This is a genomic window from Nonomuraea soli (assembly GCF_013761175.1).
GTDB lineage: Bacteria > Actinomycetota > Actinomycetes > Streptosporangiales > Streptosporangiaceae > Nonomuraea > Nonomuraea soli.
Window position 1 is genome coordinate 559181 of record NZ_JACDUR010000007.1, and the last position, 26549, is coordinate 585729.

Genomic DNA, 26549 nt, shown 5'->3' on the forward strand with positions numbered 1-26549 from the left:
GACCCGGTGAACATCGCCTCGCTACCGTCGAGGAGAGACCGAACACAACAGGGGCACACCGGCATCGCCGGACCGTGTTCCCCGTATCGACGGCTCACTCCATGGTGGGTTCCATACCCAAGGGTTCGATTCCCTTTTCTGGAGGCCCCCGGACATCGCCATCAGGCGCTCACGGCCCTGTGGGCTCCCTCGGGAACGCCCCCGCCGCCGGGCGCCGGCGACGCCCGGGGGTCTCCTCCACAGACATCGGAGAGGTGGGAAATGGCAAAGATCACGGTCATGGAATGGCAGCGCGTGCTGGCCTACGTCGACGGCACGCTGCAGCGGGTCATGGAGCCCGGACGGCACCGCTACCGCGAGAGCCGCACCCACCTGGTCACCGTCGACCTGCGGCCGCGCCAGCTCCTCGTACCCGGCCAGGAGGTGCTCACCGCCGACGGCGTGAGCGTGCGGATCAGCGTCAGCGCCCGCTGGAAGATCACCGATCCCGTCGCCTTCACCGCCGGCGCCGAGGCTCCCGCACAGCTGCTCTACGCGGCCGTGCAGGACTGCGTGCGCACCCGGCTGGCCGCCGTCACCCTCGACGCCGCGCTGGCCGACCGCTCGCAGCTGGAGCTCGACCGGTCACTCGTCCAGTCCGAGGTCGACACGCTCGGCATCACCGTCGAGGAACTGCGGGTGCGCGACCTCATGCTTCCCGGCGAGCTGCGCCGGGCGGCCATGGACGCCGTCGTGGCGCGCGAGCGTGGCAAGGCGGCGCTGGAGGAGGCGCGGGCCGAGGCGGCGGCGCTGCGGTCGCTGGCCAACACGGCCAAGCTCCTGGAGTCGCACCCGGCGCTGCTTCACCTGCGCACCCTGCTGGTCGCCGCCGACCGTCAGGCGACGCTCGTGCTCGACCCCCGCGGTCAGGTCGCTCCTTAACCTGTTCATACCTTTCGTGGTGGTCGTATAGCGAAGAATCCGGCTCCGAGCGGTTATCGTCGAGATGTGAACGACTGGCTCCCACGGCTGACCGAAGTCGGCGAACGGCTGGCCGAGGAATGGACCTCTGCCCGCAACCCGCGCAAGGGCGACCTGCCCTCCTCACACGAGTTGCGGGCATCCGACGCCGACCGCGAACGTATAGCCCAGGTGCTCCAGGACGCGCACGCCGACGGCAGGATCACCCTCGACGAGCTCGAGGAACGGCTCGGGGTGCTCTACTCGGCACGCACCCTGGGGGAGCTGGCCACGCTCACCGGCGACCTGCTGCCCGCCGACCAGCAGCCGCTCACACTCGACGACCGGCCCGTCTCCGCGATCTTCAAGAAGGAGCAGCGGGGCGGGCGGTGGGTGGTGCCCGCCGAACTGGGCGTCACCGCCATGTTCGGCACGACCACGCTCGACTTCCGCGACGCCATCCTGCAGAACCGGCGCGTCGTCATCAACGCCACGCTGGTCTTCGGCGGGCTGGAGATCCACGTGCCGGAGGACGTCGAGGTCATCCGGGTGGCCAAGGACCGTACGGCCAAGCTCACCAAGCAGCCCACGGAGGCCGGAGCACCCGTCATCGAGGTGCGGACGAGCAACTTCGTGGGCGAGGTGAAGGTCAAGGAACCGCCCAAGCGCAAGCGCCGCAAGTAGACACTCGCGGCGCCTGCCGTACCGTCTGGCAGGCAGGCAGGCAGGCAGGCAGGCACGCCGCGCCTGCCTGAACCTCCGGCCCCGTCAGCCGGCCGTGTCGAAGTTGATCGCGCTGTAGGCGCGCAGCTTCCACAGCTGGTGCTCCGACTCGACCTTGCGGATCGTTCCCGAGCGCCCGCGCATCACCAGCGAGTGCGTGACCGCCACGCCGCTGCGGAAGCGCACACCCTGCATGAGCTCGCCCTGGGTGATGCCCGTCGCGGCGAAGAACACGTCGTCGGAGGTGACCAGGTCGTTGGTGGTCAGCACCCGGTCCAGGTCGTGCCCGGCGTCGAGCGCCCGGCGGCGCTCCGCGTCGTCGCGCGGCCACAACTTGCCCTGGATCACGCCGCCCAGGCACTTGAGCGCGCACGCGGCGATGATGCCCTCGGGCGTGCCGCCGATGCCGAGCATCAGGTCGATGCCGGTGCCCTGACGAGCCGCCATGATCGCGCCGGCGACGTCGCCGTCGGTGATGAACTTGATCCGCGCCCCCGTCTCGCGGACCTCCTTCACGATCTGCTCGTGACGCGGACGGTCCAGCACGACCACGGTCACATCCGCCGACGAACAGCCCTTGGCACGTGCCACCGCCTTGATGTTGTCGGCCACGGGAGCGTCGATGTCGACCGAGCCGGCCGCGTCAGGTCCGGTGACCAGCTTCTCCATGTAGAACACGGCCGACGGGTCGTACATCGACCCGCGCTCGCTGACGGCGATGACCGAGATCGCGTCGGGCATGCCGAGGGCGGTCAGCCTGGTGCCGTCAATCGGGTCCACGGCCACGTCGCACTCGGCGCCGGTGCCGTCACCGACCTGCTCGCCGTTGAAGAGCATCGGGGCCTGGTCCTTCTCGCCCTCGCCGATCACCACCACACCGTTCATCGACACGGTGTTGATCAGCTGCCGCATGGCGTTCACCGCGGCGCCGTCCGCGCCGTTCTTGTCGCCACGCCCCACCCAGCGGGCCGCGGACATCGCCGCCGCCTCGGTGACGCGGACCAACTCCATGGCGAGGTTGCGATCAGGCGCGTGCTCACCAGTGGCGAGCGGCGCGGGAACAGACGACTGATCGGACATGTTGGTGAGCCCTTCCTCTGGACGCGGACCTCGGTGTCTCGGTGTCCTCGGCGAAGAGGACTCCATTAATGGCTTCCTCTCCGCCTCGATCGTAGTTGTCCCCCTTTCCCCGGTCAGCGGCGGATAATGTGCATCCCATGAGCAGCGAGACGATTCAGGCGACACCACGGGGCGCGGCCACCCGCACAGCCCTGCTCGTAGCGGCGCGCGAGGTCTTCGTCTCCAAGGGGTTCGCGGAAGCGGGCGTCACCGACGTGGTGGCCAGGGCGGAGGCCAGCGTCGGCAGCCTCTACCACCACTTCTCCGGCAAGGCCGACCTGTTCCAGACGCTGTTCGAGGAATTCCAGTCGCGGCAGGCGCACCGCACCAAGCAGGCCGCCCGCGCCATCCGCGAGCGCGGCGAGAGCGACCCCATGCGGGTGTTCATCAGCTCCGCCCGCGCCTACCTCGACGGCTGCCTCGAAGAACGCGAACTCGCCGCGCTGTTCCTGAGCGGCGACGGCCCGCCCGGCTTCGAAGTCGTCATGCGCGACCGGCTGCGCACCTGGGCCAAGCGCAACGCCGCCCTCTTCGAAGGCGACGAGGGCGCGCTCGTCGTCGTCATCACCGGCGCCCTCGCGGCCGCCGTCAACGAGGTCGTGCGCACCGGCGACCGGCAACTCGCCGAAGACGCCCTGGCCATCATCGGGCAGATCCGACCGGTCGCTGCGACGGGCGGTACCCAGAGCGGGTAGCCTCGCATGACGTGCGACGGTTCACTGAGGGTTTCTACGGCTACGTGGTGGCCGTGTTCGTGGTGCTCGCGTGTGTGGGCGTCTTCCTGATCTTCTTCGCTCCGCAGAGCCGCGACGAGCGCATCCCCAGGCGCGACTACACGATCACCGTCGCCAACTTCAACCGCGCCGTGCCGTACCAGATCTGGGCCCCCACCTCGGACCCGGCCGGCTGGATCCCGAACAGTAACAAGATCGCCAACGGCGAGGGCGGGGCCAAGGTCCTGCACCTCGGGTACGCCACGAAGGCGCGCGAGCACGCCGTGTTCATCCAGAGCAACGAGCAGCCGCCGGCGGAGTTCGCCAACCGCATGGCCAACTCCAACCAGGTCGTCGGCACCCAGCAGGTGGGCGGAGTGACCTGGGAGCAGCGGTACCGGGAGGACAAGAAGCAGCGGACGCTCGTGCGGGCGCTGCCGGACGTGACGCTGGTGGTGACGGGCACGGCCGACTGGGCCGAACTGGGGCAACTCGCCGCACTACTGCAGCCACGCCCCAAGCCGACCGCCTGACCACACCCGCCCCTGCCGCTAGAGCAGATCGACCAGCTGATCGATCCCGCTCTTGATGCGCTCGATCGAATACCCGCGACGGCAGATGAGGTTGGCGTTCAGCGGAGCCAGCAGCCCGTCGGCCAGGAAATGCGCGTCGCACCCCGGCCGCACTCCCGCCACGAGCGTCGCCACGTGCGTGTGATGGACCTGGTACGGCCCGCTGTACCGCACACCCTTCTCCAGCATCAGGAACAGCCCCTCCTGGCCCCGGATGCGATCCACCAGAGCGTGCAGGAAGGCCCGCAGGCGGTCGCGGTCGGCGGCGCCCGGCCCGAGGGGCGGGGGGCCTGACAGGAAGGCCTCCTGGAAGCGGCGCTCGTGCTCGTCGATGAGCGCGAGCAGCAGCCCCGAGCGGTCACCGAAACGGCGGTAGACGGTGCCGACACCGACGCCGGCGGCGCGGGCCACCTCGTCGAGCGAGAGTTGTTCCGTGCCGTGCTCGGCGATCAGCCGGGTGGTCGCTTCGATGATCTTCTGCCGGTTGCGTGCCGCGTCGGACCGCTCGGGCTGTGCCTGCCCGAGGATCGGCAACTCGCGACGCGCGCTCACGACCTGGAGCATAGCGCTTTGTAAACGGAGACCCCTCCGGTTATCGTGGTGCTCGATCCGGAGACTTTTCCGCTTATGGGAGCGTGTGATGAGCGACTTCAACGCCAAGGTCATCGAGGAGTTCCGCGCCAACGAGGGCAAGGTGGGAGGCATGTTCGAGGGCTCGAACCTCATCCTCCTCACCACCACGGGCGCCAAGAGCGGCAGGCAGGTGACCTCGCCGGTGATGTACCTGCCGGACGGGGATCGGATCGTGATCATCGCCTCCAACGCCGGGGCCGACCACCACCCGGCCTGGTACCACAACCTGAGCGCACACCCGGAGGCCACGGTCGAGATGGGGACGGAGACGTTCGCGGCCAAGGCGGAGGAGATCTCCGGCCCCGAGCGCGACGAGCTGTACGCCCGCATGGTCGCGGTCGCGCCGGGGTTCGCGGAGTACGAGGCGCGCACCAGCCGCCGCATCCCGGTCCTGGCCCTCCACCGCTCCTAGCCGCACCACGCCGCGCCGTCCGGCAGACGAGAGGCGGGCGCCTCGCCGGACGTGCGGCAGGCGGGAGGCGGGTGTCTCGCCGGACGTGCGACGGGCGAGAGGCAGGTGTCTCGCCGGGCGTACGGCGGGCCGAGAGTCCGGGGGCTTGCCGGACGCACGGCTGGCGAGCGACGCCGACGGGCGCGCGGGGCGGCGGGCCGAGCGGGACCGGAGTGGCGGCGGCTCGTTGAGCGCCCGAGTCGCAGGCCGAGCGGGCGCCCGGAACGAGGGCCCCGGCGGACGTACGGCCGGCGAGTGACACCGACGGGCGCGCGGGATGGCGCGTCGAGGGGGCGCCCACAGCGGCGGCTCAGGGTGTTCCCTGGGACCACCTGCCGAGACCGCCGCCCGCTGCGCCGCCGCCCGTTTCGCCGCCGGAAGACAGGGGCGACTCCGCAACCCTCAGGCTGAGCCGCACGGGGGCGGTGCCGACGCGGTGCCTGGCCCGTGAGTCGGCGCGAGATGCGGGCCCGGGTCTAGAACGGGGCGCCTGGCTCGTTGCTCGGCTCGGCCTTGCGCGCCATGGCCGCCGCCAGCTTCACCCGCGCACCCTGCAGCCATTCCTCGCACACCGCGGCCAGCTTCTCGCCGCGCTCCCACAGCTCGATCGACTGCTCCAGGGTGAGCCCGCCGGCCTCCAACCGGCGCACCACGTCGGTCAGCTCCTCGCGGGCCTGCTCGTATGAGGGTGTCTTCTCGTCTGCCACGCGCACCACCTTAGGGTCAGCGACCGACAACCGGGCCCTGGCCCGCCGAGCCCGGCCGGGATGCCCCCTTTGCCCCCGCTCTCACTCCATCGGCAGCGCGTCGGGCACGGCATCCTCGGGTTTCTTACGCGGCTTACGAGCACGAGCGGGCTTCGCGGCAGGGGCCGGGTCGGCGCCCTGCTCCGGCTCCGTGCGGACCGTCAACCGGTCGTCGGTGAGCCTGATCGTCAGCACCTCGCCCGCGCCGATGCCCTTCGCCTGTCGTACGACCTCGCCGGAAGGGAGCTGCACGATCGCATAGCCCCGCTCCAGGGTGGCCGCCGGCGACAGGGTGACCAGGCGGGCACGCAGGTGGGTGAGCGAATCTTCCGCCCGGTCGAGCGAGCCGCCCAGAGCCCGGCGCGTGCGGTCGCGCAGCGCCTCCACCTGCTCGGCACGGCGCTCGATCTCACGCACCGGATCGGCCAGCGCCGGGCGCGAACGCACGGACGCCAGCCACGAACGCTCGCGGTCGAGCCAGCCGCCCACCACACGGCGTCCGCGGTCACGCAGCTGCCTGATCAGCGTCAGCTGCTCGCCGACGTCGGGCACCACCTTCTTGGCGGCGTCGGTCGGCGTCGAGGCCCGCAGGTCGGCGACCAGGTCGAGCAGGGGAGTGTCCTGCTCGTGGCCGATCGCGCTCACCACAGGAGTACGGCACGCGGACACCGCCCGCACCAGCGACTCGTCGGAGAACGGCAGCAGATCCTCGAGTGAACCTCCGCCGCGGGCGACGATGATGACGTCGACCTCCTTGTCGGCGTCGAGCCGCTGCAGCGCCTCGGTGACCTCCGGCACGGCGTACGGACCCTGGACCGCGACCTGCTCCACCTTGAATCGCACGGCCGGCCAGCGGCGCCTGGAGTTCTCCAGGACGTCGCGCTCCGCCGCCGAGTCACGGCCGCAGATCAGGCCCACCGTGCCAGGAAGGAACGGCAGCCGCCGCTTGCGCTCCGCGCCGAACAGGCCCTCGGCGGCCAGCAACTGCCGCAACCGCTCCAGCCTCGCCAGCAGCTCACCCACACCGACCGGGCGGATCTCCAGCGCGGTGAAGGCGAAAGAGCCACGGTTGACCCAGAAGTCGGGCTTGACGTGAACCACGACGCGGGCGCCGTCGGCCGGTCGCGGCACCGTCGCCTCGTAGACCCCGCGCGGCGCCGTCACCCGGGCCGAGACGTTGGCCACCGGGTCGCGCAGGGTCAGGAACACCGTGCCGCCACGCGCGGTGAGCTCGGTGATCTGGCCTTCGACCCAGATCGTGCCCAGCTTGCCGATCCACCCGGCGACCATCTGCAGGACGGTCCGGATGGGGAGCGGGGACTCCGGAGAGGTCTTCCCGCTCACGCGCGGTCCTTGTTCGCCATGGCGGAAGACTACGGTGTGCGACCGACTATTCTCCGGCCTCCAGCTTCGCCAGGCGGTTCTCGTACATCCGGATCACCTCGGGGCGGGCGGTGGTGGCCTGCTCGTAGGTGATGAGCTCCTGGACCTGGATGGCGGTCTTGCCGCGCATCCTGGCGCGCAGGGAGGCGACCGTCAGCTCGGCGTAGCCGGGCATCGGCTCACCGGTCGTGGCGGCCACGGCATCGGCCAGCTTGGCACCGGACGCTTCGGTGTGTGCCGGGGCGGGGGCCTCGGTAGTGGCCGCTGCGGTGGCGTCTGCGGTGGCGTCTGCGGTGGCGTCTGCAGGGGCCTCCGCAGGGGTCGTCGCCTTCGCGGCGGCCTTGCGCGTGCGCGGCTTGGCGGCGGCCGGCTTGGCGGCGGCGGGCTTGGCGGCGGCGGGCTTGGCGGCGGCGGGCTTGGCGGCGGCGGGCTTGGCGGCGGCGGGCTTGGTGGCGGCGGGCTTGGTGGCGGCGGGCTTGGTGGCGGCGGGCTTGGTGGCGGCGGCGGCGCCGGTCTCGGTGGTCGCTTCGGTGGCGGTTTCGGTGGCCGCTTCGGTGGTGGCCTTGGTGACGCGCCTGGTGGCCCGAGCCTTGGCGGGCTTGGCCTCCGCCGCCTCGGGGGCAGCGGCAACGTCGGACGCAGCGCTGGCTTCGGGCGCAGCGCTGACGTCGGTGCTGACGTCGGTGCTGGCGTCGGTGCTGGCGGCGTCGGCGGTGGCCTTCGGCTTGGCCGTGGCCCTCGGCTTGGCGGCGGCTCGGGGCTTGGCCGGGGCCTTCGCCTTCGGCTTCGCGGGAGCGGCCTCGGCAGCCGGCTCCGCTGCGCTGGCCGCCTCAGCGGTCTGCTCTGCTGCGCTCGGTGCGGCGGCAGGCGCGTCGGCGGCGGACGGCTCGGCGGCGGACGGCTCGGCGGCGGGCGTCTCGGCGGCGGGCGTCTCGGCGGCGGGCGTCTCGGCGGCGGGCGTCTCGGCGGCGGGCTTGGCCGTGGGGGCGTCCTCGGCGGGTGCCTCAGCAGCCTTGGCCTTCGTGGCGGCGGGCTTGTCGGCCTGCTCGGCAGCCGCAGCCGCAGCCGCCTCTTCGGCCTCGGCGGCCTTGGACCTCTCCGCCGCAGCCTCGGCGACCGCTTCGACGACGGCGATCTCGGCGGCGAGGGCGGCGGCGACGGCGGAGGCCTCGGAGGTCTCGGAGGTCTCCGCGTCCTTGGGCTCCGACGCTGCGGCGGCCTTGCTCCCGGCAGCGGGCGTGTCCGTGGCCTTGCCCTCGGTGGCCTTGGTCTCCGACTCGGGCGCGGCCGCCGTCGTGTCCTGCTTCTTCGCCGGGGCGAAGATGACCGGCTCGGGCTTGCCCGCCCCGTTGGCGTCCTCCGCCGCCGAGGGGCGGGGAGCGAAGATGACCGGCTCGCGGCGCGCGGGCTTGTCGTCGGTGCGCTCGGTGAGCTCGGCCTCCTCGGCCTCCTCCTCGCGGCGGGAGCCTCCGGTGATGGAGTTCTTCACCCGGTCGACGAGCAGCAGTGCCTGGCCGGCGGCGCTGAGCGTGCCCTGGACGATGGCGAGCGGGATCTCCTTGATCTTCTCCTTGTCGGTGATCGTTTTCCCGATGTTCTTTATGAATTCGCTGAGGGACATGTGCCGACTCCCTGAGATGTTTCGGGGCGGGGACGTGCTATCGGACAGTCAGTTTCGCAAACGCTGTGTGTCGATCGCGAACTGGCGGTTTGGTCGCTCCACGTAGCATAGGAACATGGAGCCTCAGACCCCCACTGCCACCCGACGCGTCCTAGTGGCCAAGCCTCGCGGTTACTGCGCGGGAGTCGACAGAGCCGTCGAAGCGGTGGAGCGGGCGCTGGAGCAGTACGGCGCGCCGATCTACGTTCGCAAGCAGATCGTTCACAACGTCCACGTGGTCAAGACCCTCGAAGCCAAGGGCGCCATCTTCGTCGAGGAGACCGAGGAGGTCCCTGAGGGCGAGATCGTGGTGTTCTCGGCCCACGGTGTCTCGCCCGCCGTCCACCAGGAGGCCGCGCAGCGGCAGCTGCGCACGATCGACGCCACCTGCCCGCTGGTGACCAAGGTCCACAACGAGGCCAAGCGCTTCGCGAACCAGGACTACGACATCCTGCTCATCGGCCACGAGGGCCACGAGGAGGTCGAGGGCACCTCGGGTGAGGCCCCCGACCACATCCAGCTCGTCGACGGCCTCGACTCCGTCGACCGTGTCACGGTGAAGGACCCCTCCAAGCTGGTGTGGCTCTCGCAGACGACCCTGTCGGTCGACGAGACCATCGAGACCGTCAACAGGCTCAAGGAGCGCTTCCCCACCCTCCTCGACCCGCCGAGCGACGACATCTGCTACGCCACGCAGAACCGTCAGGTCGCGGTGAAGGAGCTCGCCGCCGAGTGCCAGCTGGTCATCGTGGTCGGCTCGCAGAACTCCTCCAACTCCAAGCGTCTCGTCGAGGTGGCCAAGGATTACGGCGCGGACGCGTCCTACCTGGTCGACTACGCCGCCGAGATCCAGGACGCGTGGCTGGAGGGTGTGACCACGGTCGGCGTCACCAGCGGCGCCTCGGTGCCCGACGACCTCGTCTCCGACGTCCTGGCCCACCTGGCCGCGCGTGGTTTCGGCGACGTGCAGGAGGTCGAGTCGGTCAAGGAGAGCATGCGTTTCGCCCTGCCGCACGAGCTCCGCAAGGATCTGCGCGCGGGCTGATCGTCTCTGGCCACGGGCGCGACGGCTAGAAGGTCGCGTCCGTGGCGGAGCGGACCAGTTCGATGTACTCCCCGCGTGTCAGCCGCATGGTCTCCAGCGTGAAGCCGTTCGTCGTGGCGAAGTGGTCGAGTGCCGCCAGTGGCCAGTTGCCCGGCAGGTGCTGCCGCACGCCTTCGTGGTCGTCGACGATGAACAGCCCGGTCAGGTCGTCGTAGGTGTAGCGCACCAGGCGCAGCCCTTGGTCGTGGACGGCCGGCAGGGTGTTGGCGCCTCGCCTGACTTGGACGCATCCCACTTTGACGACGATGTTGATCCCGCCCGGCGGGCCGAACACCCTTCCCGACGTGACCTTGCGCCGGTGGTGTCGCACGAACAACGGCTCCAGGAGCCTTCTGACCGGCCCGAAGACGAGCAGCAGCGGGCTGAAGAGCAGGGCCGCCAGTTTGGCGTCCAGGAGTTCGAGCGCGATCCTGCCGATCCACAGGATCGAGCGCCAGACCTGCCAGGCGCCGATCGAGATCGTGTAGATCATGGCGCCGGCCATGGCGATCGAGGCGGCGATGACTAATCGTCTGCGCAGGGGGCTCGGCGGCGTCGGCGCCACGCCGGTCAGCCGTCTCCAGCCGGGTGCGCGCCGCGCGAGCCGTACGGGCACGTCCATCTCGCGCATGACCGTGAAGCAGAGCCCGGCGTCGGCGGCGAAGTCTCTCAGTTCGCCCTGGAGCCATTCGCCTGGCAGGTCGAGCAGGACCAGGCCGTCGTGGTCCAGGAGGGCCAGGCCGTACAGGTCGCCGCCCGCGTGCTCGTGGTGGTAGTACGCGAGAGTGTCCGGGCGCAGGCGTAGGTCCTCGCCCAGCACGTTGATCGTCAATTTGCCGTCATCCCACGACATCACCGTGCTCGGTGGTGCCGCCGCGCCGTCTGCCCCCTTGAATGGCGTCACTTCCATGACGCATCACCCCGTCGCCTGCCATGGCCCCCGATGCAGACGATAGATCAGGTCACTCCTCGCGGCGAGGGGATCCGTAGACGCGGGGCTCGAAGTAGCCCTCGGGCTCGGGGGCAAAGGCGGGCTCTGCGCCGCCCCTGCGCGGCTTGGGGACGTCGGCGGTGGTGCGCAGGTCTTCGCGTAGCTCGCGCACGTTGGCGGGCAGGCCGCGCTTCCACGCGACGGCCAGCACCAGCGCGGATCCGGCGAACAGCCACGGCGCCCCGGCCGACAGCGAGGTGTAGAGGCCGAAGCCCAGCGACTGCACGAACGACGGCGCGCCCAGGGCCCGCGCGATCTCCACGGCCAGGGTGGCGCAGAAGAAGATCAGCGGCGGGGTGACCACGAGTGTAAGCAGCTCGCGCGGGTTGACGAGCAGGGTCGCGAGCAGGGCGCCCAGGACGAACACCGCGCCGACCAGGAGGGGCACGTCGAGCGCCGAAGCCAGGGCGTATCCCAGCAATGTCGACAACAGGGCGAGCGCGATGGCGCCGCGGGCGGTCAGCCTGATCGCCGACCGCCTGCCGTACTCACTCACCGGCCCACCCCCTTACCTGCCCAACTTACCGTTCGTGTGCGAGACGAGAGACGTTGTTTCCAGCAGTTCGGGGGAGGCGAGGGGCCGGGGCAGGTCGTCGAGCATCTCGGGCTCGTCCAGCTCGCCCTCGACCACACCCAGATCGTTGAGTTTGCGTGCTGTGACCAGGACGCGGGTTTCGAGCGATCCGACCGTCTTGTTGTAGGCCTCGACGGCGCGGGTGAGCGCCTTGCCGAGGGAGTCGACGTTGCGCCCCATGGACGACAGCCGCTCGTACAGCTCCTTGCCGAGGTCGAAGACCGCCTTGGCGTTCTCGCTGAGCGCGGCCTGCTGCCAGGCGTAGTGGGCGGTGCGGAGCATCGTGATCAGGGTGGTGGGGGTGGCGATGTGCACGCGGCGGTTCATCGCGTACTCCAGCAGCGCCGGGTCGCGCTCCAGAGCCGGGGCCAGGAAGGCCTCGCCGGGGATGAACAGCACGACGAACTCGGGTGTCGGGCTGAACGCCTGCCAGTAGGCCTTGGACGAGAGCTGGTCGACGTGCTGGCGCAGGTGCTTGGCGTGGGCGTCGAGGCGGGCGCCGGCCTGGAGGTCCTCGTCGGAGGAGGCGGCCTCCAGGTAGGCGGCCAGCGAGACCTTGGAGTCGACGACGATGTTCTTGCCGCCGGCGAGCCGTACGACCATGTCGGGACGCTGCGCGCCCTCGGTGACCTGCTCGTCGAAGTCGCAGTAGCGCTGCATGCCGGCGATCTCGGCGACGCGGCGCAGCTGCAGCTCGCCCCAGCGCCCGCGGGCCTCGGGACGCTGCAGGGCGCGCACCAGGGCGCTCGTCTGCGAGCGCAGCTGCTCGTTGCTCTGTCGTACGAGCTGGAGCTCCGTCTTGGCGGCGCGCTGGCCCGCCTCCGCCTCGCGCAGCTGGGTCTCGACCCGGGCCAGCGCCTCGCGCAGCGGCTGGACCAGGTGCTCCACCGCCTGCTTGCGCTGCTCCAGCTCGCCGGAGGCCTCGGCGCGGCTGGCGGCCAGGCGGGTCTCGGCCAGCTCCAGGAAGCGGATGTTGTTGACGTCGAGCGCGCGAGTGGACAGCGCCTGGAAGCGCTCGGTCAGCTGCTCCTCGACGTAGACGAGCTTGTCGGCGGCGGCCTTGGCCCTGGCGTCGGCCTCGGCGATCCGTACGGCCGAGCGGGTCCGCGCGATCAGGAAACCGATGGCGAGACCGACAGCCAGGCCGAGCAGAATCGAGACGACATCCACCTGATCGATGATGACACCCGTCCCCGCGTGGGTCTTTTCGACACGCCTTGCTCGTTCCGCTTGTGCGCCGACACTTCTGTCACTCACAGTACACATATGGTTACCGGCTTGCGCATGATCGTCTCAATCGCGGCGACCGTGGCGGTCGCCGCGGCGGCCGTGGCCCTCGTCGGAGCCTCACTCGCCGGACGTGCCGAGGAGGAGCCGCCTCCCGCCCGGCCGCAGCTCACCCTCCGATGGGCGGAAGGGTCGTGTGCCAGCCGTACGGGATCGCGGTTCGACCTCGTGCCCTGCGACGCGGGCGTGGCCACCGTGATCGCGATCGCCGATCCGTGCCCCGCCCAGACCGACCTCGTCGTCGACATCGGGCAGGGCCGTACGGCCTGCCTGCGCAACCACCGCGCCCCGCACCCCGGCGACCCCGGCATGGGCGGCGGCGTCGTGCGGGCGGGCGACTGCGTGACGTCCGACGGGCGGGAGCGGCCCTGCGCCGCCGAGGGCTGGTACGGCAGAGCCGTCGCCGTGGTGCCCGAGCGGTGCCCGTCCGGCACCCGTGACGCGCTCGAACTCTCGGGGACCGTGGTGTGCCTGGGCGAGGGCGGCGCGGTGCCGGCCGTCGGCGACTGCGTCGGCAGGCCGCGCGACGACAGGGTGTCGAGGGTTCCCTGCGCGTCGAAGCAGGCCTGGGCGCACGTGACGGCCTTCGCGGAACGGCCGTCCGCCTGCCCTGACGGCTCGAACCGCTACCTGACGAGCACGCACCGGCCGCTCACCTGTCTACGGGTAAACTTCTAGGCGCATCGCAGTCATCGGCTCATGAGGCCGACCTAAGGAGGGCTCGTGAGCCTCAGCATCGGGATCGTCGGGCTGCCCAACGTCGGCAAGTCCACCCTGTTCAACGCACTCACCAAGAGCGCCAACGCCCTGGCGGCCAACTACCCGTTCGCCACCATCGAGCCCAACGTGGGCATCGTCGGCGTGCCCGACGCGCGTCTCGGCACGCTCGCGGAGATCTTCGGCTCGGCCAAGATCCTGCCGGCCAAGGTCGAGTTCGTCGACATCGCGGGCCTCGTTCGCGGCGCCTCCGAGGGCCAGGGGCGCGGCAACCAGTTCCTCGCCAACATCCGCAACACCGACGCGATCTGCCAGGTCATCCGCGTCTTCACCGACCCCGACGTGACCCACGTCGACGGCGAGGTCTCGCCCAAGCGCGACATCGAGACGATCAACACCGAGCTGATCTACGCCGACCTGCAGACCTGCGAGAAGGCGCTGCCCCGGCTGCAGAAGGAGGCCCGCGTCCAGAAGGACAGGAAGGCCTCCCTGGAAGCCGTCGAGGCCGCCATCGCGGTGCTCGAGACCGGCAAGACCGTCTTCGAGAGCGGGCTCGACCTCGAAGGGCTGCGCGAGCTGCACCTCCTGACGGCCAAGCCGTTCCTGTACGTCTTCAACCTCGACGCCGACGAGCTGACCGACGCCGCGCTGAAGGACCAGCTGCGCGCCCTCGTCGCCCCCGCCGAGGCCGTCTTCCTCGACGCCAAGATCGAGTCTGAGCTGTACGAACTGTCCGACGAGGAGGCGCTGGAGCTGCTGCAGTCCGTCGGGCAGGAGGAGTCGGGGCTCTCCCAGCTGGCCAGGGTCGGTTTCGAGACGCTCGGGCTGCAGACCTACCTCACCGCAGGGCCCAAGGAGGCCCGCGCCTGGACCATCAAGAAGGGCGCCACCGCGCCCGAGGCCGCCGGGGTCATCCACACCGACTTCCAGCGCGGGTTCATCAAGGCCGAGATCACCTCCTTCGACGACCTCGTCGAGGCCGGTTCGCTGGCCGCGGCCCGATCGGCGGGCAAGGCGCGCATCGAGGGCAAGGACTACGTCATGCGTGACGGGGACGTCGTCGAATTTCGCTTTAACGTTTGACGATTCCACGTCAACCACTCGGGGCTCCCCGGCGTCCAATCGTCACAGACGAATCGGAGGGCCCCCATGATCCGCCGCATACTCAGCAGGCGCCGACCCACGCTCGTGGGCATCAGCCTGGAGGAGGAGCTCGCGCTCCTCAGGGTCGAGCTCATGTACGGCCTGCGCGTCAGCCGGGATGCCTACCTGCGCCGGAAGATGGACGAGCGCGAGGAGCTCACCCGGCGGTTGCACGGGCAGGACCCCGCGGAGTTGCTCGCCGAGTTGCGGGGGTGTCTGGAGCGGGTCGCCCCCCGTAAGGCGGTGGTGTCGGGCAAGGTCGTCGACTTGCACGCCCGGAGGCGGACTTCGCAGGCGGGGGACCCGGAGCCCGCCTGAGTCGCTTCTCCGCGCCGGCCGATGGCTCACGAAGCGCCCAGCGCCTCCAGCTCATCGGCCCGGCGCACGTCCTTGGGCCGCCCCACGGCCCGCCTCATCGCGATCAGATCCTCCCGCGCGACGTAGCGAACCTCGATCCCGCCGCCCGCGACGACCACCGCCCGCTCCAGGAGCTCCGCCACTCTCAGCTCCCCCCAGGGCAGCGCCGGCGTGCAGCAGTCCCCGCTGGCGCCCGCCGTCGTGAACTGCACCTTGGGCCGCAGGAACGACTCCGGCTCGCACGGCACCGGTGCGCCGTCGTCGTCGTTCAGCACCGCTCCCACCGACACGAAGGCCGCCGCGAGGGCGGCGGCTTGGCCGGGGTCGCCGTCCCACAACAGGTCCAGGTCGCCGGTCAGCTCGGCGGACCCGTGCATGATGCCCGCCACCTGACCGATGACCACGGCCCTGGCCCCGTGGCCGTGCAGGGCCTCCAGGAGCGGGAACGGGTCGAAGCCGCGGGCGCTGTCGGTGCCGATGGTGCCGATGGCGGGGTCGGCCTCCTCGTGGTGGAGGCCCGTGGCCGCGCGATTACGGACGAGTTCGCGGGTACGGGCGACCGCGTCGCGGAGCCGTACGAGGGGATCTTCGTTCACGCCGTCATCCAACACCACGGTTGACCGGCGTCCCCGGTCGTGGTGCGCTGGGAGGAGAGCGGCATGGTGTGACCCCGAGCACACCCATCATGCCCTGGATTGGGATGGTATCTGAGCCCTATGGACAGCATTACCTGACTGTCGAGATACGGGCTTGACAGCATCGCTCCAGGTCGAGCGCATTTTCCACGGTAATCGGACAGGGAAGGGCACTCCGAGATGTCATGCAGACTCGGTTTGCTCCGGCACGGCGATGCCTGCAGCATGGGCGTGGCTTTCCTGGAAGAATTGCCGCGACAGGTAATGTGACATCTTCAGACCGCGCCGGGTCCCGATGGGGACGGCGCGAGCGGAGGGCGTGATGGCTCGAAGGTCCACTGTCCAGCACGATCCCCGGATCGCTGGCGACCCCGAGCTTTCGGCGCGCCCGGAAACGTCCAACTTCGAGTCCCGCAGGTCCGCCAGGCGAGGGTGGTCGGGTGGCGGCGGGCGCTGGCTGGTGGCGACGGGCCGGGTCATTGTGTGGGCGTTGATCCTGGTCGTTCTGGCCAATGGGGTCGTCGCCATTGTCACCAGGTTCACTCAACCGCAGAGCGCTTCGTCGGGAAATGTCGGAAATGAGAAGAATCCGTTTCCGACAGAGGCCGCGAAGGCCTTCGCGGTGCAATTCGCGCACCTCTACCTCGACCTGAATCCCGCCGAGCTGTCGATCAGGGCCGCCAGGCTCAAGCCGTACCTGTCGCCGCAGGCCACCGAGCAGTTCGGGTGGGACGGTTACGGGCGGCTGCAGGCGGCCTACCTCCAGCCCGCGGGCGTGGAGACGATCGACTCGAACAACGTCGTGGTCACGGTGAGCTTCCAGTCGGGCGACAAGCGCTACCAGGCGGCCATCCCGCTCGTGTGGGACGGCAACGGCCGGCTCCCCGGCTTCGCGGTCTCCGGCCAGCCGGGCATCCTGCCCGCTCCCGCTCCCGCGGAGCTGCCGGTCGTGGCCCAGCTCGACGCCGACGAGGTGGTCGAGGCGGAACTGCGGCCCCAGCTGGCCGAGTTCTTCGGAGCCTACGCCTCCGGCGTGCAGCTGCAGCGCTACCTGGCCACCGACACGAACCTGCCCAACCTCGGCGGAGCGTTCACCTTCGTCGAGCTGAAAGACCTCGTGGTACCTGTGGGGGATGCCACCAGCCGAGACATCCAGGCCGTAGTGGTCTGGGGCGTTCCGGGCGCGAGCGGCCAGTCCGTGGAGCCCACGCCCGCCGACCCGAGCGCGATGGCGGGTCGCCTGGAGCAGGCCTACCGTCTCACCGTCGTGAAGCAGGGCGACAAGTGGTACGTCAAGGCCATTCGCGGCGCCGGCCGAGCCGTTGGATAGAAGCACGGCCGTGCTGCTGATTGGTACCCCCCGGGAGGACGAGAAGTGATCTTGAAAACCATATTGCTGAACCTGGCCGAGATGTCCGGGCTGGCCGCCACGCCCACCCCGGCCCCCACCGGCATCGACACCGGAGGGCTGGCGAACTTCCTCCGCTCGTTCTTCGCGCCCCTGTTCCTGGTCATCGTCTCGGTGGTCGCGCTGTTCTTCCTCTTCACGCGGGAGATCACAAGATTCGTGCAGTTCCTCATTCTGGCTGTGGCGATCGGCGTGATCTTCTACGTTCCCAACATCATCGAGGTGACGGCGAGGGCGATCGCGGGTGCGCTGGGCATCAAGTGAGCGGTAACCCGAGCACGTGACGACGGGTTGAGAGGAGGACCGCGTGGACCTGCCCACCTATACCAATATCTGGCGAATCGAGAAGCGGCTCTACAAGCTGTACGACCTACGGCTGCCGATGCCGCTGCCGATCGTCTGGATCGGCGTGTTCGTCGGAGTGCTCGCCCCGTGGTCGTTCCTGCTCGCCATCGTCGGCGTGCCCTTCGACGCGCCGTGGCACGTGCTCTACCTCGTGCCGCCCGGCATCGTCACCTGGCTGTCGACCCGGCCCGTCATCGAGAACAAGCGCCTGACCGAGCTGATGCAGTCGCAGGCCCGCTACCTGGGCGAACCCCGCGTGTGGTGCCGCATGGCGCCGGAGGGCGAGCCCGAGACCGTCTACTTCACGGGGCGCGTGTGGCGTGCCCTGCCCGAGCGTGCCACCCGCAAGGCCCGCGCCGCCGCGCCGTCCAAGGCCCGCGCGAAGGCCACGGCCAAGGCGAGCGCCCGCGCCGCCGCGAAGGCCCGCGCCGCCGAGGTGCGTACGGCAGAGACACGCATGGCCGGAACTCGGGCGGCCGAGGCCGGTGCGGGCTCCAGGAGCGGTGCCGCCCCGACGGCGCGTGCCGTACGGCCGGCGGTCGCCCAGGCTGCGGCGCAGGCCTCCTCAGGACAGGCGCCCGCTTCCACCCAGCCCCCGGCCGTGCGCGGCGTCGCCGCCGACCGCGGCACCGCCCAGCGCCGCGCCGCCGCGCCCGCGCTGGGGATGCCCGCGCCAGGCACCGGTACGGCCGGGCAGAAGCGGGGGGCGGAGGCGATCGCCAAGGCCGTTCGCGGGGTCGAGGCGATGGCGCGGGGGCGCGTCGAGGAGCTGCCCGCACGGGCCGCGGAGGGCGTTCGGCCGGAGCGGGTGCGGGACGAGGGTGCGGTTGCACGTGAGGCGGAGCAGCGCGAGGCGGCTGCCGCACGGGCGCCGGAGACGGCCCCCGAGCGTGACGTGCCTGCCGTGCGTGATGTGCCTGCCGTGCGTGATGTGCCTGCCGTGCGGGACCTGCCCGTCGCGCAGGACGCGCCCGAGGCGCGGGGAGTGCCGGTCACGCAGGACGAGCCTGAGGTGGGGGAAGCTCCCGCAGTGCGGCATGTGCCCGCTGCCGACGACACGCCTGCCGTACGTGAGGTCGCCGCGCGGGAAGCGGCGACCCCCGTGCGCGAGGTGCCTCCGGCGCTGGAGACGCCCGTGGTTCACGCGCCTGGGGCGAGCAAGCCGATCGACAACGAGGCGTTGCGCAGGCTGCGGAAGCTGGCGGCGAGTGCGGAGGCGCCGGCGGCGAGGGCGCCCGAGCTCGGGCAGCAGCGGCCGAGCCTGGGACCGCCGCCCGTGGAGCCGGTGGCCGACGACGACAGGGCCAGGAGCCAGCACCGCAAGGGCCAGCCGCCGCGCCAGTTGCCCACGGCGCCGCCGGTGACGCCGCTGCTCGGTGCCGACCGCGTGTGGCCGGCCGACAAGCCCGCGACGGGGAAGCCCGCCGCCGACAAGCCTGCGGCGGGGAAGCCAGACGCTGCCAAGCCCGCTGCTTCCGTGCCCTCCGTCGACATGCCCACCGCTGACATGTCCACCGCTGACAAGCCCGCCGTCGACATGCCCGTCGCCGCCACCCCGGCCACGCCCCCGGCCGCGCCCAAGGTTGTCCCTCCTGAGCGCAAGGTGCCCGGTCCTCGTCCCGGCGAGAGGGTGCGGCGCGTCGAGTCCGTGGTCGGGCGCGACACCTCGGGCGGCTGGCGGCGCATCGCGCAGGTCGTGGTCGGCAACAACAGCGTCCACGCCGACGGCTCCGAGATCGACGAGGCCAGGACGCGCGCCGTCTTCAGCGGCAGCCGCCGGATCGTCGTCCTGGGCTGCACGGGCGGCGCCGGTCAGAGCACGACGGCGCTGATGCTCGGCCACACCCTGGCGGGTCACCGCGACGACCGGGTGCTGGCCGTTGACGCGAGCACCGGTGACAGCACGCTGACGAGCAGGATCATCGAGGAGTCCCCGGAGACCCTGACGAGCCTGCTGAGCGGTCTGGGCAGCGTGAGCGGTTACCTGACGATGCGGGCCTTCACCACCAGGACCCCGTCGGGCCTGGAGGTGGTGGCGGCCGACACGAGCACGGGTGCCGAGCAGCGGCTGGCCGATCGCACGCTGTTCTCGGAGCATCGCCTGGGCCAGGCCATGGAGGTCCTCGACCGCCATTACAAGCTGTCGGTCCTGGATCCGGCTCCGGCGCTGGCGGCCAGGCTGCTGCCGTACGCGGACCAGCTGGTGCTGGTGGTGCCGGCGAGCGAGGACGGCGCGGACGCGGTGGCGATGACGTTCGACTGGCTCGACGGGCATGGCTGTTCCGACCTGCGCAGGCGTGCGGTCCTGGTGGTCAACGGGGTCAGCAGGCGGACGATGAGCGATGTGGAGCAGGCCGAGTCGGTCGCCAGGGGCAGGGTGCGGGCGATCGTGCGGGTCCCGTGGGAGGACGAACTGGCGGTCACCGGCGAGCCGGTGGAGCTGGACCAGCTCCGCAACGCCGGTCGCAGGGCGTATCTGGCCCTGGCGGGCGTGGTGGTGGCCGCCTTCGCGAAGGCGCAGGCACAACCGGTGAAGGACAGGGAGCTGGCGGGTGACCCTCCGGGTGCGAGAATCGGTGAGCTGTGAGCGAGCTTGCAGGTGAACGAATGAACATGGGTGTGTTCCTCATCGGCCCGATGAAGGAGGGCCGGTGAGCAGGGCTTCCAAGGCGCACAGCCGCCTTGCGGTCCGGTATTTCGACGACCGCATTCTGCTGACGGACACCTGCGCGTGGGCCTACTTCCGGCTGCCGACCGTGAGCTACGAGTTCGTGACGCCGGAGGAGCGCGAGGCGCTGGCGACGAACGTCACGATCGCGCTGGCGGCGATCCGCATGCCGGACGCCGAGGTTCATCTGCGGGTCGCGCACCGCACCTATCCGGCGGCGGAGTGGGCGCTGGCGCTGAACTCCACCTCCGACCAGGGCGCGGGCTGGCGCGACTACCTGGAGGAGATGTACTCCCACGTCTGGGCGAAGGACTTCTGGACCAAGGAGGTCTATCTCGGCGTACGGCTGGGCCCGCGCGGCAGGCAGATCGGCCAGGGCGTGCTGAGCCAGTTGTTCGGCTTCTACCAGCGCTCGGAGAAGGCGCTCGGCCTGGAAGACGATCATGTGCCCGACAGCGAGATCGCCAAGTGGACCGAGCAGGCGGAGCGGCTGGGCCGGGCGCTGGCCTCCAGCTCGCTGTATGCCAGGCACGCGGCGTCGACGGAGGTGGCGTGGCTGTTCCAGCACGCGGCGGCGGGCAGCGTCGGCGACCCGCCCGCCAGCGCGAGCTCGAAGCGGCGCTGGGGCAAGGGTGAGATCGAGGCGCTGGTCGAGGGGCAGATCCACAACGGCAGGTCGTTGCTGAGGTTCGTGCAGCCGCAGGGTGAGGCGTATGTCGCTCATCTGTCGTTCGCGCGTTTCCCCGACCTGATGCCGTTCCCCGACGGGGAACCGTGGATGCACTTCGCCGACCAGTTGCCGTTCCCGGTGGAGGTCTCCTCCCGGATGCGGCTGATCCCGCCGGTCAAGGCGAGCCGGGATGTGGCGCGCAAGCTGGCGCACGCCCGCGACATGGACATCCACATCCGCGAGGCGGGCGCGGAGGCGCCGATCGCGCTGGCAGAGCAGATCGACGCGGCGCGCATGCTGGAGCACGGCATCACCAAGGAGCGCCTGCCGTTCGTGTACGGCTGGCACCGGCTGATCGTGTCGGGCCCGACGGAGGCGATGTGCCTGCAGCGGGTCGAGGCGGTCGTGGAGCACTACCGCGACATGGGCATCGACGTGGTCAACTCCACCGGTGACCAGTTCTCGCTGTTCCGCGAGTCGCTGCCGGGCGAGAAGGTGACGGTCAACGCCTACGCCCAGCGCCAGCCGCTGCGCACGATCGCGGGTGGCATGGCCACGGCCACGGTCGACCTGGGCGACCGGATGGACGACGGCGCGTGGCTGGGGCCGTACATCGGCGAGACCATCGGCAGGGCGCGCAGCATCGTGCACTTCGACCCGCTGGTGGCGGCGAGCCGTAACCGGCCGACGGCGATCGCGATCACCGGCGAGCCGGGCGGCGGCAAGACGACGCTGGCGCTGCTGATGATCTACCAGATGGCGTTGCGCGGGGTCACGGTGGCGGTGATCGACCCGAAGGGCGACGCCGCGTCGCTGGTCAAGCTGCTGCAGAAGCGTGAGCGCAAGGCGCGCATCATCCCGCTCGGAAGCGCTTCGCCCGGTCTGCTCGACCCGTTCTCGTTCGGCGACGACATCGCCACCAAGAAGATGATGGCCACCGAGACGTTGCGGCTGCTGCTGCCTCGCATGTCGGAGGAACGCGAGTCGGCGATGGTCCAGGCGGTCTCGGCGGTGTCGAACGCCGAGGCTCCGAGCCTGGGCAAGGTCGTCGACTTCCTGGAGCAGGCCGACGACGCCGCGTCGAAGAACCTGGGCGCGGTGCTGCGCTCGATGTCGGAGATGCACCTGGCCAGGCTCTGCTTCGACCCGTCGGGCGGCGAGCAGATCGACACCGAGAGCTGGACCACGGTCTTCACGCTGCAGGGCCTGACCCTGCCCGACGTGGCGACGGGCCGCGACGACTACTCCTACGAGCAGCGGCTGAGCGTCGCCCTGCTCTACCTGGTCTCCCAGTTCGCGCGCAGGCTGATGAACGGCCTCGACCGCAGGGCGCCCAAGGCGATCTTCCTGGACGAGGCGTGGGCGATCACCTCGACGCCGGAGGGCGCCAAGCTGGTGCCCGAGGTCAGCCGGATGGGCCGGTCCCGTAACACCGCGCTGGTGCTGGTCTCACAGAACGCCGGTGACCTGCTCAACGAGCAGGTGACCAACTGCCTGTCGAGCGTCTTCGCCTTCCGCTCCACCGAGCGCACCGAGGTCGACCATGTGATGTCGCTCCTGGGTGTCGACGCTTCGGAGGAGCACAAGGCCGTGCTGCGATCACTGGGCAACGGGGAATGCATTTTCCGTGATCTGGATGGCAGGGCCGGGCGGATCGGAGTAGACCTGATCTCCGATGAGCTGCTTCGTTGGCTCGACACGAACCCTACGCACGACAAACCCGAAGACAACGGGCATGATCTTCAAGGGGGAGTTATGCGGGAGGTGCGCTCATGAGACGACGCAGGTTGTGGACTGTGGTTCTGCTCCTGCTTGTCGGCTTTTTCGTCATGCCCGGATCGGCGGTGGCCGACGGCCCGTGCGACCTGTCGCCGGACCTCACGCCCGAGGTGGTCGGCTCCAGCGTCGACGGCCTGCTGCAGCCGCCGGCCACCGAGGGCACTCCGGCCACCACGAACTACAACCGCTTCGGCATGGCCGGGCAGTTCTGGCACACCCACGAGCTGGGCTGTTCCGACATCGCGGCGGTCTTCGGCAACTCGTGGGCCAACACGATCTTCCTGTGGGCCAAGTCGATCGACAAGCTGACCATCAGCACCTACCAGGCGGCCGCCAGCGAGGGCCCGCTGCAGTCGATCAAGGACGTCGTCGACGACATCGTCAAGAACCTGTCCGACGCGCTCTACTGGCCGTACCTGACCCCGATCATCCTGCTCGCGGCGATCTGGCTGGCCTGGTACGGCCTGCTGCGCAAACGGGCCTCGGTGAGCGTCGAGGGCGTGGTCTGGATGGTCCTGGCGGTGACGGTCGCGACCTGGTTCTTCGCCCGCCCGCAGGACTTCACCGGCCTGGGCAAGCTCGTCACCGACAAGACGGGCGAAGTGATCAACTCCGCCTTCTCCGGCCTGCCCGGCGCCCAGGGCACCGACTGCCTGCCCGCGCCGGGCGGCGGCACCACGTTCGGCGGCAACAGCGCGACCGGCGTCGACCAGAACGCCAACGCGCTGTGGTCCACCCTGGTCTGCAAGCCGTGGCTGATGGGCCAGTTCGGCACCTCGGACCCGCAGCAGCCGGTGGTGCGCGACTTCGGGCTGAAGATGCTCGAGATCCAGACCATCGAGGCCGCCGAGCTCGGGCAGCCCTCCAACAGCAGCGCCCACCAGGCCGCCTACGTGGGGATCGTCGATCCGCTCAAGAGCGACCCGCGCTTCCAGATCGTGCAGGGCAAGGACTGGACCAACCGGCTCGGCGTCGCCATCGGCGCGCTCCTGGCGGCGCTCGTCGCGGGTCTGCTGATCTTCCTGGTCGCGGTCTCGCTGCTCGTGCTCAAGGTCGGGTTCCTGCTGCTGCTCATTCTCGGGCCGGTCTTCCTGCTCATCGGCGTGCACCCGGGCAGCGGGCGCATCATCGCGATGCGCTGGGTCGAGATGCTGGTCGGCACCCTGCTCCGCCAGGCCGTGCTCGCGCTGGTGTTGTCGGTCCTGGTGTACGGCTACGCGCTGATCATGTCGACGAACATGTCGTGGGGTCTGCAGATCCTGTTCATGGCGCTGCTGACGATCGCCGTCTTCTTCTACCGCAGGCCGTTCCAGCACCTGTTCTCGTCGATGAGCGGGCACACGATCACGACCCGCATGCTCGGCGAGGCGGCCAGCTCGCCGGTGCTGGAGCGCTCGGCGATCGCGCTGCCGCCGGTCGCCGCCTCCCGCGTCGGCAAGTGGGGCCTGCGCAAGGCCGAGCCGATCATCGCGGCCACCGCCACGGGCGGCGCCGCGGGTGTCGCCGCGGCGGCGGCGGCCTCCACCGCCCAGGGCCGCGCCCGCGGCGAGGAGGGCGCGTCGCCGTCCGGCACGCGCATCCCCGCCGCCGCCGCACCGCTCAACCCCGAGCAGGCGGGCAAGGCGGGCACGCGTCCCGCCGCTGCCACCCGCTCGGGTTCCGCGCCGCCGCTGAACCTGAGCGGCACGCCGACCCGTTCCGCCGCGACGAGCGGGCCCCGCGTGGGCGCCCCAGGCACGTCCGGCCCCGGTACGGCAGGCCCTGGTACGGCAGGCGGCTCCCGGCCGTCTGGTGGCGGTCCCCGGGTGTCCAGCGGCGGCTCAGGCGGTTCCTCAGGCTCTTCGAGCGGTTCCGGCGGTGGCTGGTTCAGCGGCAGGGCGGGCGGCTGGGCATCCCGCAGCGGTGGCAGCAGCCGCTCCTCGGGCAACCGCGGCTCCTCTGGCGGCCTGTTCGGCGGCGGTTCGCGCTCCAGCGGAGGTTCGCGCTCGTCGGGAGGCCGGTCCTCGGGCGGCGGCCTGTTCGGCGGTGGCTCCAGGTCGTCGGGGAACACCCGGCCGCCCGAGCGCGCCTCGTCAGGCGGCAGCATCTTCGGAGGCTCGCGCAGCGCCGACGTGCCCAGGGCGCGCTCGTCCGAGCCGCCACCTCTCTGGCTGCACGGCAGGGAAGGCGGCGGCCGGGGCGGTGAGGAACCGCCGGTGCCGTTCTGGCTCAAGCCCAACAAGCCGGAGAAGGAGTAAATGGCCGACAGAAGGGTCCTGCTGTTCTCGGGGGTCGTGGCCGTCATGGTCGCCGTGGGTGTCTATCTGACCGTCCAGGGAACCTCAGGACCGGAGGAGCCGGCCGCCGGCCGTACCGGGCAACCGACCGCGGTGGTGGCCGGGGAGCCGAGCCGTCCGCTGGCGACGGCCACCGACAGGCCCTTCGAGATCTACGACTACCTGCCGGTCGCCAAGGACCAGCTGGCCGCGGCGGCCGACCTGGCCGAGCGGTTCACCGCCGCCTACGGCACGTTCCGCTACGACGAGGACCCCGCGGCGTACGCGGCGCGGGTCAAGACGTTCACCACCGGCGGCCTGGGTGACGTGCTGACCCGCACCCTCACCTCGCCGGGCACCGTCGAGCGCAACCGCGACGACCAGGTCGTCTCGCAGGGCACCGGCAAGCTGAAGGGCATCCGCACGGTCGAGCGCAACTCGATCGTCTTCGTCATCAACGGCACCCAGCAGCGCACGACCAAGAACGGCGCCTCCGCGCACGCCGACGACTACGCGGTCACGGTGACCAGGGTCGGCTCCGACTGGAGGGTCTTCGACCTGCAGCCGGCCACCGAGGGACAGGACGGGGACGCCCAAGGGTGAAAGCGTCGCCTTCTCGCATCGCCGTGGCGATCGGCGTCGCCGCGGTGCTCCTCCTCGTCATCGTCATGTCGCCGATGCTGATGACCTCGATCCCCTCCTTCATCGGCAGCGGAGGCGGTGACCCCGCCGACTGCAAGCCCGGTGCGGTGCAGGGCGAGGAGGTCTCCGACACCGGCGTCTCCGACATCCCCGAGCGCATGCTGGAGCTGTACAAGAAGCACGGCGAGAAGATCGGCGTGCAGTGGAACGTGCTGGCCGCGGTGGGCAAGCGCGAGACCGACCACGGGCGCTCCGACCTGCCGGGCGTCAAGAGCGGGACGAACTACGCGGGCGCCGCCGGGCCGATGCAGTTCCTGATCAGCACCTGGGGCGGCAAGGCGCAGTTGTCGATGAGCGAGGAGTTCAACGGCTACGCCTCCGACGGTGACGGCGACGGCATCGGCGACGTCTACAACCCCGCCGACGCGATCCTGGGCGCGGCCAAGATGCTCAAGCGCAACGGCGCGCCGGAGAACGTCCGGCGGGCGCTGTTCGTCTACAACCGCGCCTGGTGGTACGTCGACCAGGTCATGGAGATCGCCGGGAAGTACGCCAAGAGCGGCGAGGTCAAGGTGCCGCCGGAGGCGGACCCGCTGTGCGACGAGCCGATCGTCGCCGGGGCCCCCAACGACCTGGTCAAGCGCATCCTGGCCTACGCCCTGGCGCAGCGGGGCAAGCCGTACCTGTGGGGCGGCACCGGCCCCGACGCCTTCGACTGCTCGGGCATCATCTACATGGCCTACCAGAGCGTGGGCCTGTCGATCCCGCGAACGACCTTCACCCAGTGGCCCTTCGGCGTGCGGATCAATCCGGGCCAGGAGCAGCCGGGCGACCTCGTCTTCTTCAACGCCGGTCCCGGCACCGGCCCCGACAATCCGGGGCACGTCGGGCTGGTGGTCTCCAAGGGCAAGATGGTCGAGGCACGCTGCCGGCTGTGCGGGCCGATCAAGGTGACCACCTACGACGACCGCACCAGCCTCGTGGGCTTCACCCGGCCGCTGATGAATCCCGACGTCCTGGAGCAGCTCAAGAAGCTGCAGAATACGCTCTAGTCC

25 protein-coding genes are annotated in these 26549 nt (G+C 70.6%); 16 read left to right on the forward strand and 9 right to left on the reverse strand.

The features are described from left to right. The first annotated feature begins 261 nt into the window (after nt 1-261). The gene (locus tag HNR30_RS35195; protein ID WP_181614411.1) at nt 262-921 is read left to right on the forward strand and encodes a slipin family protein; all 660 of its coding nucleotides are present in this window, start codon (nt 262-264) and stop codon (nt 919-921) included. A 66-nt stretch (nt 922-987) separates the two neighbouring features. Then, nucleotides 988-1623 (forward strand): DUF1707 SHOCT-like domain-containing protein, encoded by a 636-nt coding sequence (locus HNR30_RS35200; RefSeq protein WP_181614412.1) that lies wholly within the window; start codon nt 988-990, stop codon nt 1621-1623. A gap of 84 nt (nt 1624-1707) precedes the next feature. Here HNR30_RS35200 and glpX read toward each other — a convergent pair whose 3' ends face one another. Next, nucleotides 1708-2742 carry a class II fructose-bisphosphatase gene (glpX, locus tag HNR30_RS35205; RefSeq protein ID WP_181614413.1) on the reverse strand — a complete coding sequence of 345 codons (1035 nt, stop codon included), beginning with the start codon at nt 2740-2742 and terminating at the stop codon, nt 1708-1710. A 137-nt stretch (nt 2743-2879) separates the two neighbouring features. Between glpX and HNR30_RS35210 the strand changes: the two genes are divergently transcribed. Then, the gene (locus tag HNR30_RS35210) at nt 2880-3476 is read left to right on the forward strand and encodes a TetR/AcrR family transcriptional regulator (RefSeq protein ID WP_181614414.1); all 597 of its coding nucleotides are present in this window, start codon (nt 2880-2882) and stop codon (nt 3474-3476) included. 11 nt (nt 3477-3487) lie between these two features. After that, entirely contained in the window at nt 3488-4027 is a 540-nt protein-coding gene (locus HNR30_RS35215; RefSeq protein ID WP_181614415.1) for a DUF4245 domain-containing protein, read from the forward strand. 18 nt (nt 4028-4045) lie between these two features. Here the strand turns inward: HNR30_RS35215 and HNR30_RS35220 are convergent, their stop codons facing one another. Continuing rightward, complete coding sequence (locus tag HNR30_RS35220) at nt 4046-4618, reverse strand: TetR/AcrR family transcriptional regulator (RefSeq protein ID WP_312894848.1); 573 nt, start codon at nt 4616-4618, stop codon at nt 4046-4048. A gap of 88 nt (nt 4619-4706) precedes the next feature. Here HNR30_RS35220 and HNR30_RS35225 point away from each other — a divergent pair, with 88 nt between their 5' ends. Continuing rightward, nucleotides 4707-5111 (forward strand): nitroreductase family deazaflavin-dependent oxidoreductase, encoded by a 405-nt coding sequence (locus HNR30_RS35225; protein WP_181614417.1) that lies wholly within the window; start codon nt 4707-4709, stop codon nt 5109-5111. 515 nt (nt 5112-5626) lie between these two features. On the opposite strand, the gene HNR30_RS35230 is transcribed toward HNR30_RS35225, so the two are convergent. From HNR30_RS35230 to HNR30_RS49625, 3 genes are all read right to left on the reverse strand, one after another. Then, nucleotides 5627-5857 carry an exodeoxyribonuclease VII small subunit gene (locus HNR30_RS35230; protein WP_181614418.1) on the reverse strand — a complete coding sequence of 77 codons (231 nt, stop codon included), beginning with the start codon at nt 5855-5857 and terminating at the stop codon, nt 5627-5629. Between the two features lie 81 nt (nt 5858-5938). Continuing rightward, nucleotides 5939-7186 carry an exodeoxyribonuclease VII large subunit gene (gene xseA, locus HNR30_RS35235; RefSeq protein WP_220134395.1) on the reverse strand — a complete coding sequence of 416 codons (1248 nt, stop codon included), beginning with the start codon at nt 7184-7186 and terminating at the stop codon, nt 5939-5941. 100 nt (nt 7187-7286) lie between these two features. Continuing rightward, nucleotides 7287-8900 carry a hypothetical protein gene (locus HNR30_RS49625; protein WP_281389896.1) on the reverse strand — a complete coding sequence of 538 codons (1614 nt, stop codon included), beginning with the start codon at nt 8898-8900 and terminating at the stop codon, nt 7287-7289. 115 nt (nt 8901-9015) lie between these two features. Between HNR30_RS49625 and HNR30_RS35245 the strand changes: the two genes are divergently transcribed. Then, complete coding sequence (locus HNR30_RS35245; RefSeq protein ID WP_181614420.1) at nt 9016-9984, forward strand: 4-hydroxy-3-methylbut-2-enyl diphosphate reductase; 969 nt, start codon at nt 9016-9018, stop codon at nt 9982-9984. Between the two features lie 25 nt (nt 9985-10009). Here the strand turns inward: HNR30_RS35245 and HNR30_RS35250 are convergent, their stop codons facing one another. Genes HNR30_RS35250 through HNR30_RS35260 form a run of 3 tightly spaced genes read right to left on the reverse strand, consistent with a single transcriptional unit; the run spans nt 10010 to nt 12767 of the window. Next, entirely contained in the window at nt 10010-10933 is a 924-nt protein-coding gene (locus tag HNR30_RS35250; protein WP_181614421.1) for a hypothetical protein, read from the reverse strand. Nucleotides 10934-10985: 52 nt separating this feature from the next. Beyond that, on the reverse strand, nt 10986-11510 hold the full coding sequence (locus HNR30_RS35255) for a DUF6542 domain-containing protein (RefSeq protein ID WP_181614422.1): 525 nt from the start codon (nt 11508-11510) through the stop codon (nt 10986-10988). A 12-nt stretch (nt 11511-11522) separates the two neighbouring features. Next, complete coding sequence (locus HNR30_RS35260; RefSeq protein WP_312894886.1) at nt 11523-12767, reverse strand: DNA recombination protein RmuC; 1245 nt, start codon at nt 12765-12767, stop codon at nt 11523-11525. 105 nt (nt 12768-12872) lie between these two features. Between HNR30_RS35260 and HNR30_RS35265 the strand changes: the two genes are divergently transcribed. The 3 genes from HNR30_RS35265 to HNR30_RS35275 all read left to right on the forward strand — a co-directional run bounded on the left by HNR30_RS35265 (nt 12873) and on the right by HNR30_RS35275 (nt 15053). After that, nucleotides 12873-13553, forward strand: a complete 681-nt coding sequence (locus HNR30_RS35265; protein ID WP_181614424.1) for a hypothetical protein — start codon at nt 12873-12875, stop codon at nt 13551-13553. A gap of 45 nt (nt 13554-13598) precedes the next feature. After that, nucleotides 13599-14675 (forward strand): redox-regulated ATPase YchF, encoded by a 1077-nt coding sequence (gene ychF, locus HNR30_RS35270; protein ID WP_181614425.1) that lies wholly within the window; start codon nt 13599-13601, stop codon nt 14673-14675. Between the two features lie 66 nt (nt 14676-14741). After that, nucleotides 14742-15053 carry a hypothetical protein gene (locus tag HNR30_RS35275; RefSeq protein ID WP_181614426.1) on the forward strand — a complete coding sequence of 104 codons (312 nt, stop codon included), beginning with the start codon at nt 14742-14744 and terminating at the stop codon, nt 15051-15053. 26 nt (nt 15054-15079) lie between these two features. Here HNR30_RS35275 and HNR30_RS35280 read toward each other — a convergent pair whose 3' ends face one another. Beyond that, the gene (locus tag HNR30_RS35280) at nt 15080-15688 is read right to left on the reverse strand and encodes a hypothetical protein (protein WP_181614427.1); all 609 of its coding nucleotides are present in this window, start codon (nt 15686-15688) and stop codon (nt 15080-15082) included. 661 nt (nt 15689-16349) lie between these two features. On the opposite strand from HNR30_RS35280, the gene HNR30_RS35285 reads away from it, so the two are divergent. The 7 genes from HNR30_RS35285 (at nt 16350) to HNR30_RS50420 (ending at nt 26546) form a co-directional block, all read left to right on the forward strand. Next, nucleotides 16350-17057 carry a conjugal transfer protein gene (locus HNR30_RS35285; RefSeq protein WP_312894851.1) on the forward strand — a complete coding sequence of 236 codons (708 nt, stop codon included), beginning with the start codon at nt 16350-16352 and terminating at the stop codon, nt 17055-17057. An 81-nt stretch (nt 17058-17138) separates the two neighbouring features. Further along, complete coding sequence (locus HNR30_RS35290) at nt 17139-17399, forward strand: hypothetical protein (protein WP_220134401.1); 261 nt, start codon at nt 17139-17141, stop codon at nt 17397-17399. A 43-nt stretch (nt 17400-17442) separates the two neighbouring features. After that, complete coding sequence (locus tag HNR30_RS35295; RefSeq protein ID WP_181614430.1) at nt 17443-20067, forward strand: TcpE family conjugal transfer membrane protein; 2625 nt, start codon at nt 17443-17445, stop codon at nt 20065-20067. A 64-nt stretch (nt 20068-20131) separates the two neighbouring features. Further along, nucleotides 20132-22594 (forward strand): ATP-binding protein, encoded by a 2463-nt coding sequence (locus tag HNR30_RS35300; RefSeq protein WP_181614431.1) that lies wholly within the window; start codon nt 20132-20134, stop codon nt 22592-22594. Next, on the forward strand, nt 22591-24834 hold the full coding sequence (locus HNR30_RS35305) for a type IV secretion system protein (RefSeq protein WP_181614432.1): 2244 nt from the start codon (nt 22591-22593) through the stop codon (nt 24832-24834). Before HNR30_RS35300 ends, HNR30_RS35305 begins: the two co-directional genes overlap by 4 nt. Beyond that, nucleotides 24835-25455 carry a hypothetical protein gene (locus HNR30_RS35310; protein WP_181614433.1) on the forward strand — a complete coding sequence of 207 codons (621 nt, stop codon included), beginning with the start codon at nt 24835-24837 and terminating at the stop codon, nt 25453-25455. Next, nucleotides 25452-26546, forward strand: coding sequence for a C40 family peptidase (locus HNR30_RS50420; protein WP_312894852.1), 1095 nt, complete (start codon nt 25452-25454; stop codon nt 26544-26546). The genes HNR30_RS35310 and HNR30_RS50420 overlap by 4 nt, the downstream gene beginning before the upstream one ends. Nucleotides 26547-26549 lie beyond the last annotated feature (3 nt).